Origin of the sequence: Vibrio japonicus, from assembly GCF_024582835.1 — a bacterium.
GTDB classification, from domain to species: domain Bacteria; phylum Pseudomonadota; class Gammaproteobacteria; order Enterobacterales; family Vibrionaceae; genus Vibrio; species Vibrio japonicus.
Window position 1 is genome coordinate 2286080 of the sequence record NZ_CP102096.1, and the last position, 12864, is coordinate 2298943.

Annotated in this window: 8 protein-coding genes; all 8 read left to right on the forward strand. The window is 45.6% G+C overall.

What is annotated here, in order from left to right:
• Positions 1–156 precede the first annotated feature (156 nt).
• On the forward strand, positions 157–3543 hold the full coding sequence (locus NP165_RS10740; RefSeq protein ID WP_257083957.1) for a response regulator: 3387 nt from the start codon (positions 157–159) through the stop codon (positions 3541–3543).
• Between the two features lie 747 nt (positions 3544–4290).
• Positions 4291–5973: an ABC transporter substrate-binding protein gene (locus tag NP165_RS10745; RefSeq protein WP_257083958.1), complete on the forward strand. Its 1683-nt coding sequence runs from the start codon at positions 4291–4293 to the stop codon at positions 5971–5973.
• Positions 5974–6141: 168 nt separating this feature from the next.
• A complete protein-coding gene (locus tag NP165_RS10750; RefSeq protein WP_257083959.1) occupies positions 6142–7128 on the forward strand; it encodes an ABC transporter permease in 987 nt (328 codons plus the stop codon).
• Positions 7129–7130: 2 nt separating this feature from the next.
• Positions 7131–8159: an ABC transporter permease gene (locus NP165_RS10755; RefSeq protein ID WP_257083960.1), complete on the forward strand. Its 1029-nt coding sequence runs from the start codon at positions 7131–7133 to the stop codon at positions 8157–8159.
• 2 nt (positions 8160–8161) lie between these two features.
• Positions 8162–9133 (forward strand): ABC transporter ATP-binding protein, encoded by a 972-nt coding sequence (locus tag NP165_RS10760; protein WP_257083961.1) that lies wholly within the window; start codon positions 8162–8164, stop codon positions 9131–9133.
• 54 nt (positions 9134–9187) lie between these two features.
• On the forward strand, positions 9188–10183 hold the full coding sequence (locus tag NP165_RS10765; RefSeq protein WP_257083962.1) for an ABC transporter ATP-binding protein: 996 nt from the start codon (positions 9188–9190) through the stop codon (positions 10181–10183).
• Between the two features lie 71 nt (positions 10184–10254).
• Complete coding sequence (locus NP165_RS10770; protein ID WP_257083963.1) at positions 10255–11979, forward strand: glycoside hydrolase family 9 protein; 1725 nt, start codon at positions 10255–10257, stop codon at positions 11977–11979.
• A gap of 1 nt (position 11980) precedes the next feature.
• Positions 11981–12856 (forward strand): glucosamine kinase nucleotide-binding domain-containing protein, encoded by an 876-nt coding sequence (locus NP165_RS10775; protein ID WP_257083964.1) that lies wholly within the window; start codon positions 11981–11983, stop codon positions 12854–12856.
• Positions 12857–12864: the final 8 nt, after the last annotated feature.

Here is a 12864-nt window from a genome sequence, read left to right on the forward strand (position 1 = left end):
GCTTTACTCGCTACTTACTTGTCATAGTAAAAAAACTCGTTAATTTTGTCATTTCAGTAATTAACGTTTTTTACTTCGTTCTGAACACTGGCACTCTACGTGCTAGTGACCCCGTCAATTTCAGAGCTTCATTCTTACGGAAAGTCTAGTCAGATCATGTTTAAGTTGTATCGAAAGCAAAGATTTAAACGCCTCCAGAACACGCTAATGTTGGCATTTCTCGTCTTGAGTATCACGCCATTGACGATTACGGCGATCTTTTTTCTTCAGTCTCACACCACTGACCTACAGGAACAGAGTACTTCGCACTTGATTTCGGTAAGAGATAGTAAACAGCAACAGATTACCGACTACCTAAATGCGAAAGAATCAGAAGTCATGGGCTTTGTTCGCTCTGAACTGGCTTATGCAAGTGGTGGGCGTTTCTATGGATTAGTCAATGCATTTAGGAGCTTAGGGCTGAATATGGATGAAGCCCGAGAGTATGCGCAAAAGCGATACATTCAGGGTTCTGGCGATCAAATAAAAACGTCCGTTCTTCCTCAATCAAGCATTTATAACGGTACAGAGCGCTATCGGCTGTTGCACAAGCGCTACCACTGGGCCTATCTTGAGCTACTCAAACGTTCGGATTTTGACGATATCTTATTAGTCGACCGCGAAGGTAATGTAACCTATTCCATCTATAAAAACGGTGATTATGGAACGAACCTGCTTAATGGTCAGTACACTGATGAAAACTTAGGTAGAACCTTTAAGAAGCTGCGCGATTTAGTATCTGAGAAAAGAAAAACCAACGAAGATTTCACGCCAGTTGTCATGTCAGATTTCCATCTTGAGCAAGGTAAGTCTGTTGCGTGGCTAGGTGCACCAATCATTCAACAAGGTTATTTACACAGCTACGCCATGTTCCGCCTACCTAACAATGGCATTACTAAACTTATATCAGACACCCATAATGTAGCTTCTACAAAAACATTGCTTGTCGGCAGTGACTATCACCCAATAACTCTCGCCTATCAGAAAGAAGATATTGAACGCAGCAAAGAAGTCGTTGATTTGGCTCTGAGTGGGCTCACTGATTTTGGCAACTACACCAATTCAGATAAAGAAGAGATCATCGCCGCTTACAGCCTAGTTTCGGTAAAAGGAATTGACTGGGCACTCGTTGTAGAAATGCCAGAGAAATTAGCATTTGCACGTGTCCATCAACTTGAAAAGATTTTTGTCGTGGCCATGTTCGTCGCTATCGTGCTGGTTATTATGGCCTCTCACTATTTGTCCAATTTCGTAACCGCTCCACTACTCAAGCTGACATGGGCAGCAGAAAAGGTGTCTGCCGGTGACTTAGATGCCGCCATGAACAACACCGATCGAAAAGATGAAATTGGTCGTCTCGCTGTGAGTTTTGAAAGAATGCAACGCTCGATCCGCGATAAGATGCAACTGATCAAGCAGCAAAATGAAGAGTTAGAAAAAAACTTAAAACTGATTAAAAAACAAAATGATGATTTACAGTTAGCAAACAAACTCAAAGATGAGTTTCTCGCGACGACATCTCATGAACTTCGCACACCACTGCACGGGATGATAGGTATTGCTGAGGCGTTAGTCTCCGGCGCAAATGGTCCTATTACTTCAGATCATAAATATCAACTCGACATTATCATCAACAGCGGGCAACGATTAGCAACATTAGTGGACGACTTGCTTGACTATCACAAGATGAGATATGGCAATTTGGATATTGAAACGAGCGCGGTAGACCTGTCTAGTTCGACACGACTCGTTTTAGAGTTGTCCGCTCATTTGGTTGGCAGTAAACCTCTTAGAATTATCAATCAAATATCAGATCAATCGGTATGGGTCAGTGCCGATCCACAACGTGTCGAACAAGTACTCTACAACTTAATTGGTAACGCGATTAAGTACACTAGTGAAGGGAAAATTGTTATCTCCGCAACTGAAGTAGACAACCATATTCGTGTTCAAGTCGTGGATACCGGTCAGGGAATACCTGCGGATCAGCTTGATCACATTTTTGAACCATTAATTCAGGCAGGGAGCGACGCCAATCGATACAGACAAGGAGCTGGACTTGGCCTATCTATTAGCCGTCAACTTATTGAATTAATGAAAGGTTCACTTTATGTCAGTAGCCAGCCTATGGTCGGTACTACATTTAGTTTTACTTTGCCGATAGCGAGTGACGAGCAAGTCCAGAATGCCTGCGTTCGTGAAATGCCTCATTTTCAAGCGCCTGACAATAGTGCCATTGAAACCACTGATACGACAAACTTACCAGAAAACCCAAACGGGCCTTTACTGCTTGTGGTCGATGATGAGCCGGTAAACCTAAGAATACTAAACAGCTTTTTACGGTTAGAAGGGTATCGGGTACACGCAGCTGTAGACGCCAGAGAAGCTCTGGAAAGTATTGCAGAGCAGAAGCCTGAACTTGTGTTGCTCGACATTATGATGCCTGGGACAAGCGGATATGAAGTCTGTGAGACGTTGCGACAAACGTATGATCACGCTCAATTACCTATCATAATGCTCACAGCACTCAACCAAGCCAATGACAGGATTCGAGGTTTTGAAGCCGGGGCAAATGATTACTTATCCAAACCATTCAACAAACAAGAGCTGAGTGCGCGCATCAAAGCGCATTTAACAGCAAGTCAGGCAGAGCTCCGCCGCATAGAAAACCAAGAATTACACCTTGAACTTAAACAAAGAGCTCTTATCGAATCCAGATTGCTAGAAACTCAAGGTCGACTTTTAGAACAGCTAGAAGCCTCTCCAGAAGCGATCATTTGTGTTCGTGAAGACAACAAAATTAAATTCGCCAATGAGGCCGCATCCAAGCTATTTAAGCGCACTAAAGAGCAATTGAAACGCTCTGCGGCAGATGAACTCATTGCTCCTAAGTTTTTACACGTCACACAAGAACACTACTGTGGAGCCATTGACGTCTACGTAGAAGATGTTCGCCAGAGCCTATCTGCCGATGTACTGAAGTTACCTGAAGGCTCTGACTTCAACTCCATGTACATCTTCAACGTAGGTGGCACAATCAATGCTGGAAGGATAAAGAATCTAGAGGCAGCAGTAGATGCCCTCTCTAGTTACGCCTTTAATGGAGATAAAGACAAGCTTCAGGAACTCAAAGAACTTGGCGGAGAGTTTACGCGTCTGGCTGACAAAGTGTCGTCCGACAGCAAGTCCAAACAAGATATCATGAGAGACATCCTCGTTGATGCCATGACCAGCGCTTTAGATTATTGGGAAAGTGTCACTGGTCAATCCAAGTTTGCATTTGCCGAACAGAGTGGCTTGTGGCGAGTATACCTTGATAGAAGCACCTTGCAGACTCGCACATTAGACAAATATTTACGCGTAGAAACATTACCGAAGTCACCACGTTGGCGTACGGTCTTAAACTCGTTAGAGTACATTCTAGAGCACTGCAACGAGCAAAGCCCCGAACGTGCTCACATAGAAACACTGCGTAATAAATTACAGCATCTATTAACTAGCTAGCAGCACTCAATGTTAGGTAGAACAAAAGGCCAAACCATATGTATGGTTTGGCCTTTTGTTTTTTTCGTGCTTTGGTGAGCTTCCCCACTTTCGTAAACATCACTCTAGCGAAAAACCCTTCCCTTACGCCTAAACCTTTTCTTTCATCTGCCTTGGTAAACAACTCATCAAGCAACCTTATTACGCTTCATAAAACAAGAGAGTGGCAATCGTTTTCATTTAAGAGTTACACAAGAATTCTCCCTAAAAAATCACTCAATCATATCTGTAAAACGTAAAAACAACTTATATTGCGAGGGCTATCACAACAATACGGCAGATTTTATTTAGTCACAAAAAATAACACTTCCTTTTGTGGGTGATTTAGATCCCACAAAAAAACAATCAGGGGAAATGCTATACACAGCAAAAGACAAAAGGTTAGCAAATACTAACAACCAACCTTGAACCTAGGTTGTTTTGTGAACCAGATCGCCAGCTTATTATTGCGTATTTTTCATTCAAAACAGGTAGTATTGACGTTATTAACGGAACTAAGGGTATATTTTACGTTTTTGACGAGAATTACGATTGCGAAAAATAACGAGAGGGTGTTTTCTTACCTTGCCTAAGGCTTACAGGCCACTCACCGAGAGTCACTCTCCTCCAGATTGAATCTCAAATTTAGAGGTAGGCCTTAGCGAGTGTTTATCAATTGATGACATTCAATTCCATAAGTGAAATGAAAGCAAATAGTAAGGAACAGCTATGCTTGCCAACATAAAAAAAACAGCACTAGCAACAGCCATTATTGCAACTGCAACTACTGGTTTTGCTTCAGTCGCGACCGCAGCTGAACGCAGCGAACTAACGGTTCACCCAAAAGAGTTCACAACATTTGTTCGTAACTTTAACCCGTTCTTAGGTGCAACTAACCTGCACACAACAACAGACTTCATCTACGAGCAACTAGTTATTTTCAACGAGATGCATGGTAACACTCCGGTATTCCGTCTTGCTGAAAATTTCAAGATGTCTGATGACCTAATGAGCGTGACTTTCGATATTCGTAAAGGCATAAAATGGTCTGATGGCCAAACGTTCGATGCGAATGACGTGGTTTTCTCATTTAACCTAGTTAAGAACAAACCTGAACTTGACCAAAGTGGTATCAACTCTTGGATTTCAGGCGTTAAGAAAGTGAACGACTACCAAGTTAAGTTTACGCTAACAGAAGCGAACTCTAACGTTCCTTACGAAATTGCTAAGGTACCGGTAGTGCCAGAGCACATCTGGAAAGATGTGAAAGATCCAGCAACGTTTACTAACGAAAACCCTGTAGGTTCTGGTCCTTTCACAGAAATCGCCACCTTTACACCACAACTATACGTTCAGTGTGCAAACCCTAACTACTGGGATGCTGACAACCTAGACATCGACTGTCTACGTGTTCCTCAAATCGCAAACAACGACCAGTTCCTAGGTAAAGTTGTAAACAGCGAAATGGATTGGACTTCATCGTTCATTCCAGATATCGATCGTACATACGCAGCAGCAAGCCCTAACCACCAGTACTGGTATCCGCCATCAGGCACTCAAGCGTTCGTTGTTAACTACAAGAACACTGATCCTGCGAAGAATGAAGCTCTAAACAGCATCGACTTCCGCCGTGCATTCTCAATGGCACTAGATCGTCAAACTATCATTGATATCGCTTTCTACGGTGGCGGTACAGTGAACGACTTCGCATCTGGCCTTGGCTACGCATTCGAAGCTTGGTCTGACGAAGAAACGCACAAGAAGTACAAAGGTTTTAACACTTACAACGTTGAAGGCGCAAAAGAACTGCTTAAGAAAGCAGGCTTCAAAGACGTGAACAAAGATGGCTTCGTTGACACTCCATCTGGCAAGTCTTTTGAACTACTGATTCAGTCGCCAAACGGTTGGACAGACTTTAACAACACAGTACAGCTAGCGGTTGAACAACTAGCAGAAGTCGGCATCAAAGCGAAAGCGCGTACGCCAGACTTCTCTGTTTACAACCAAGCAATGCTTGAGGGCTCCTACGACGTAGCATACACAAACTACTTCCACGGTGCGGATCCACATACTTACTGGAACAGCGGCTACAACTCAGCGCTACAATCTGGTGATGGTATGCCTCGCTTTGCAATGCACTTCTACAAGAACGAAAAAGTGGATTCACTTCTAAACAGCTTCTACAAGACTGCTGACAAGAATGAACAGCTAGAAATCGCTCACGGTATCCAGCAGATTCTTGCTTCTAACCAAGTAACGATTCCTGTTATGTCTGGCGCTTACATGTACCAGTACAACACGACTCGCTTCACTGGTTGGTGGAACGAAGAGAATCCAAAAGGTCGTCCAAACATTTGGGCGGGTATCCCAGAGCGTCTACTACATGTACTGGATCTAAAACCAGTTAAGTAATCGTTCTATCTTTGCGGCGTGCTCTTGGCTCGCCGCATACTCCCAACGCTTTATCTATATAAATTTAAAGTATGGCGCCAGTCGTCAGGGGATTATTCGCTCTAAATTTTCGCTAGGAGCGACCTGAAACCAGAAACAGGGAAAATCTGGATAAGTAAGGTGTGAGTTATGGGTTATTTTTTAAGACGTTTGTCGTTTTACTTTGTCGCGTTATTAGTTGCTGCGACGTTAAACTTCATTATTCCTCGTGCGATGCCGGGTGACCCGGTGACCATGATGTTTGCTAACGCTTCCGTTCAGGTAACACCGGAACGTATCGCTGCTATGAAAGAGCTACTTGGCTTTGTTGATGGTGGTTTATTCGTTCAATACATTGCCTACATGAAAAACATTCTTAGCTGGGAGCTAGGCATTTCAATTCAATTCTATCCCCTATCTGTAAACGAACTACTGGGCGGCGCATTTGGCTGGTCTCTGTTCCTAGCAGGTAGCGCAGTTGTCCTATCTTTCTCTATAGGCTCTGTACTGGGTATCTTCGCAGCTTGGAAACGCGGCAGTAAGTACGATGCTTTCATTACTCCTGGCATGCTGATTATTCAAGCGGTCCCTCAGGTTGTTATCGCAATGATGGCACTGTTCATATTTGCCATCGGACTGAAGTGGTTCCCGACCAGCTATGCCTACACAGCAGGTACTATGCCGGATTGGACCAGCTGGGCATTCTACAAAGACGTGGCTTATCACGCCGTCCTACCTCTGTTCTGTGCATCGGTGATTCAAATTGGTGGCTTCTTGGTGAACATGCGTAACAACATGATCAACCTGCTAGCGGAAGACTACATCACCATGGCGAAAGGTAAGGGTTTGAGCGAGAACCGCGTGGTATTTAACTACGCTGCCCGTAACGCCTTGCTTCCAAGTGTAACTGCCCTATCTATGTCTCTTGGTATGGCAATCGGTGGTCAGCTGATAATCGAAATCATCTTTAACTACCCAGGCCTTGGAACGGTATTACTCAATGCGATTCATGCACGTGACTACCAAGTTCTACAAGGACAATTGATCATCATGACGTTATTCATGCTGTCTTTTAACCTTATTGCCGACATGCTGTACGTTATACTTGATCCTCGCCTTCGCAAGGGAGGGAAATAATTATGAAAGACTTATTCAAACTGATTCTAGGTAACGCATACGCTCGCGTTGGTTTAGCGATTGTCTCCCTATTTATCTTTATCGCTATTGCAGCGCCGCTTATCACTAAACACGCACCAGATAAGCGCACGGGTAATCCGCACGAATACCCAGGAATTGTAGTAAAAGCAGCTCAAGCCAACCCAGACGGCTGGGTGGCAACAAACCTAGCGGACGATCGACGCACCATGCTGCTATCGAAAAAAGCAGATCATGTTTTAGGCACTAGCCGCATGGGCCGTGACATCTGGTCACAGCTTGCCTACGGCGCGCGAATCTCTCTTGGTGTCGGCTTTGGCGCAGGTATCACCGTATGTTTCCTTGCTACCGTTATCGGTATCTCAGCGGGTTACTTTGGCGGCCGAGTGGACGATGCACTGACCGCAGCCATGAACATCATGCTGGTTATTCCACAATACCCACTGCTGTTTGTACTGGCAGCCTTTATTGGTGAGGCAGGGCCACTGACAATTGCCATCATCATTGGTTGTACCTCCTGGGCTTGGGGCGCAAGGGTTATCCGATCTCAAACTCTGGCGCTGCGTGAGAAAGAGTTTGTTAAAGCGGCAGAAGTGTTGGGTGAATCTTCACTACGCATCATCTTTGTCGAAATTCTGCCAAACCTTATCCCTATCGTAGGTGCGAGCTTCATTGGTTCGGTAATGTACGCGATTGGTATGGAATCTATCATCTCGTTCTTAGGTCTAGGTGACCCAGGCACGATCAGCTGGGGCATCATGCTGTACAACGTTCAAACCTCATCAGCAATGTTAGTTGGCGCTTGGTGGGAAGTACTGGCTCCTTGTATCGCCTTAACCATCCTAGTAACTGGTCTTGCACTACTTAACTTTGCCGTCGATGAAATTGCCAACCCTCAGCTACGTTCACACAAAGGTATGAAGCGCTGGAAAAAACTGGCGAAACAAGACAAAAAAGAACGTCAGCCAACAGAACTAGCACCACAAAATGCACTTTGGAGCGGAGAAAAATAATCATGACTGAACCACTCATTTCTATCCGTAACCTCTGCGTTGACTACATTACCGATGCTGGCGATGTCCGCGCGTGTAACAACGTGAGCTTTGACATCGCACCTGGTGAAGTCTTTGGCCTAGCTGGTGAATCAGGCTGTGGTAAATCGACTGTCGCATTCTCTCTAATGCGTCTACATAAGCCGCCTGCATTCATCACTGGTGGTGAAGTCATCTTCAACGGTGAAGACATCATTCAGTACAGCGACGAACGTATGCAAGCGTTCCGTTGGAGTGAAATGTCAATGGTGTTTCAGAGTGCCATGAATGCTCTGAACCCAGTATTGACAATGGAAGATCAATTCTGTGACGTAATCATGCGTCACACGAATATGACTCGCGAGCAAGCACGTAAGCGTGCAGAAGGCCTATTGGAAATCGTCGATATCCACCCTAGCCGTCTGACCGATTACCCTCACCAGTTTTCAGGTGGCATGCGTCAGCGCTTGGTAATTGCTATCGCGCTCGCGCTGAATCCAAAGATGATCATCATGGATGAACCAACCACCGCACTAGACGTGGTGGTACAGCGAGAGATTCTGCAAAAGATCTACGCGCTGAAAGAAGAGTTTGGCTTCTCGATTCTGTTCATTACCCACGACATCTCTTTGATGGTCGAGTTTTCAGACCGCATTGGCATCATGTACTCCGGTGAGTTGATCGAAGTTGCGCCGTCAAAACAGATTCTGGAAAGTCCTTACCATCCTTATACCAAAGGACTAGGTAGCTCTTTCCCTCCATTAACAGGCCCGAAAACTAAGTTGACTGGTATTCCAGGTAACCCACTAAACTTGCTGGATATTCCTCAAGGTTGTCGCTTCCAAGCTCGCTGTGATCGCGTGCATGAAGCCTGTACCCGAGTTCCTACGCAACTAAAAAAAATAGAGCCAAATCGTTTCTCCAATTGTCACCTATACGGTGATCCGATTGCATAGAGCAAACTCTATCAATCTAGTGAGAAAAGAATAAGAAGTTTACTGGAGACAATTATGAGCAAAGATTTTGGCCAACTACTGATTGAAGGGAAAAACCTTGTTAAGGATTTCCCGATCAACAGTAACGCCCTTAACCAACCAATGATGCGCGCGATTAACGACGTGTCATTCAAAATGTACAAAAGTCGCGGCCTGTCCGTGGTGGGTGAATCGGGTTCAGGCAAATCAACCACAGCGAAAATGATCGCGAAAATGTACGCACCGACCGACGGTATGATTGAGTACAAGGGTAGAGATATTCAAACCATCTCGTCTCGCCAAGACTTAATGTCATACCGTGAAGGTGTTCAGATGGTGTGGCAAGACCCGTTTGGTTCTTTAAATCCAACGCATAACATCTTCCACCATATTGCTCGTCCACTACTGATTCATAAGAAAGTATCACCGGGCAACAAGAAAGAGTTAGAAGAACGCGTATATGACCTGCTAGAGCAAGTCGGCCTGATCCCACCGAAAGAGACTGCTCAGAAGTTTCCACATCAGTTATCCGGTGGTCAGCGTCAACGTGTCAACCTAGCGAGAAACATCGCAGTTGGTGCTGAGGTGGTATTGGCAGATGAGCCGACCTCAATGCTAGACGTCTCTATCCGAGCAGGTGTTCTCAACTTGATGGAAGAGATGAAGTTTGAGAAGAAGATGTCTCTACTTTACATCACTCACGACATTGCAACCGCACGTTACATTGCGGAAGACTTGGCCGTGATGTACGTCGGCCACATGGTGGAATGGGGTGATACCGAAGAGATCATTCACGATCCTCAACACCCATATACTCAGTTACTGGTCTCAGCTGTTCCGGACCCTAGCAAATCCATTCACGAAAAACTGAAAGGAAACAAAGGTGATATTCCATTATGGACACCTGAATCGCTTGGATGTCCGTTCGCGGGTCGCTGTGAGCATGTTACTGACAAATGCCGTGAGCAGCTCCCAGCCGTCACCCAGCTGTCTGATAACCACTTCGTTCGTTGTTACTTATACGAGAACTAAAAACCAATAAGCCAAGAGCACCCGCTCTTGGCTTATCCCGACATAAGAATACCCAGTTTTCGGAGTTTTTGATGCTGCTACTTACTAACCACATTGGTTACGAAACCCTTGGTCCCAAACAGGCCATTCTGATGACCAAACAGTCACACCTCACCACTTCCACTGCACAGCTGGTGTGCGCTGACAGCCAACAGATTGTCGATGACGTGAAGATAGAACCAGGTACGAACGTCGCCAATTGGCACCAAGGGCATTTTTTTCGCATTGATTTCTCCCACTATTCCGTACCAGGTCGCTACTACCTGAGTATCGACAACGTACACTCAGAAACCTTTGAAATTGAATCGGGCCTGCTGTTAAACCGCACCTTGTCTGACATATTGCACTATTTTAAATCTCAGCGTTGTGGCGGCAAGTTTGATAAACAAGACCGTACTGTGCCACTACTTGATACGCAAACCAAAGTGGATGTGCACGGCGGTTGGTACGATGCATCTGGCGATGTGAGTAAATACCTCAGCCACCTGTCGTATGCCAACTATTTCAACCCTCAACAAACACCTATCGTTGTGTGGAACATGCTCAAGAGCTTGGAGCTCACCGCTGCAAACGAACGAGTACCACAACACACCAAAGTTCGACTCGCTGAAGAAGCGTTATACGGTGCCGACTTTTTGGTACGTATGCAAAACGAACAAGGCTTTTTCTATGTGACCGTCTTTGATAAGTGGTCAAAAGACATTAACCAGCGCGAAATCTGTGTCTTCGCGACTCAAGACGGCCACAAGTCTGCTAATTATCAATCTGGATTCAGGCAAGGGGGTGGCGCAGCCATTGCTGCACTTGCAGCCGCTGCGCGCCAAACTGAATGTGGTGAATTTACCCAAGCCGAATACTTATCCGCAGCAGAAAAAGGTTACTGGCATCTGCGCGAGTTTAACCTGCAGTATCTTGACGATGGTGAAGCAAACATTATTGACGAGTATTGTGCGCTGCTGGCATCTGTCGAGCTATATAAAACTACACAAAACAGCGATTACCTGACGGAAAGCCGCTATTGGGCAGAGAAACTGCAACAGCGTCAAATGAGCGATGATGCATTCAAATACTACTGGTCAGCAAACTCAGACGGTTCTCGCCCATACTTCCATGCAGCAGAAGCGGGCCTTCCTGTTATCGCCCTGTGTAACTACCTCGACATAGAAATAGACAAGCAACTCTTGGCAAAAACGCAAGCGGTTGTGCATCAATCACTGGCCTTTGAGCTGTCGATAACCCATGCCCAAGCCAATCCATTTGGTTACCCTCGCCAGTACGTGAAACCGGTCAACTCAGAGAAAAGGGACGCATTCTTTGTCGCTCACGACAATGAAACTGGCTACTGGTGGCAAGGTGAGAACGCGCGTCTGGGTTCATTGAGTTCCATGGCGCACTTTGCTCTTCCTCATATCGAAGATGAGCAAATTAAAGCGCAACTACTGACGTTCTCGCACAACGCTCTTAACTGGATTTTAGGGCTCAATCCGTACCACATGTGCATGCTAGATGGACATGGACACAACAACCCAGACTACCTGCCACACCTAGGCTTCTTTAACGCCAAAGGTGGCATTTGCAATGGGATCACTGCGGGCTTTGAAGACGAAGAAGACATCGCATTCAATCCTCCAGGGCATAAAGATGACATGCTGCAAAACTGGCGATGGGGCGAACAATGGATTCCTCATGGCGCGTGGTATTTACTCGCAATTGTCTTCCAGTTCAATCACTTCAATAACGAGCACAAGGACGACTAACATGACGCTTTACTATGTTGGCATTGATGGTGGAGGCACTTCTTGCCGTGCTCGTATTCGTGATGATCAAGGAAATTTTATCGGTGAAGCGAAAAGTGGCAGCGCCAACATTATGCTCGGTGCCGATATCGCGATGGAGTCGATTCTAGATTCAATCACTCAGGCTGCTCAACAAGGTGGCTTATCGCAGCAATATTTCTCCCAAATGCACGTAGGCTTAGCGTTGGCAGGCGCAGAGCACCAATCGTCGTGGAAAAAATTCATGGCATTGTCTCATCCGTTTGCCTCTCTCGTATTAAACACCGATGCGTACGGTGCTTGTCTTGGTGCACACAATGGTGACGATGGGGCAATTATGATCGCAGGCACTGGCTCTTGTGGCATCTACCTACAAGGTGGCCAGCAATATGTTGTCGGTGGCCGAGAATTTCCAATATCAGACCAAGGTGGTGGTGCTGTTATGGGCCTTCGCTTGATCCAGCAAGTATTGTTGACCGAAGACGGGATCGTGGAAAAAACACCACTTTCGGAACACGTGATGGCGTATTTCAATCATGATGTCGACCAAGTGGTCGAGTGGTCAAAAACCGCACTGCCACGCGATTATGGTCAATTTTCTCCTGCCATCTTCCAACACGCAGCGCATGGCGACAGCTTAGCGGTTTCTATGCTTAAACAGACCGCCGCAGACATTGAAATGTACCTTGTAGCGTTAAACCGTAAAGGCGCTACACGAATATGTTTAATGGGCAGTATCGCTGAGCGTATTAAAGAGTGGCTTTCCCCACCCGTTCAAAACCTAATAGTGACACCTAAATTCGATGCAATCGAAGGCGCACTAATGTTTGCTGGTCAGCCAGCACATAATCTTTATTGAGGATTGAA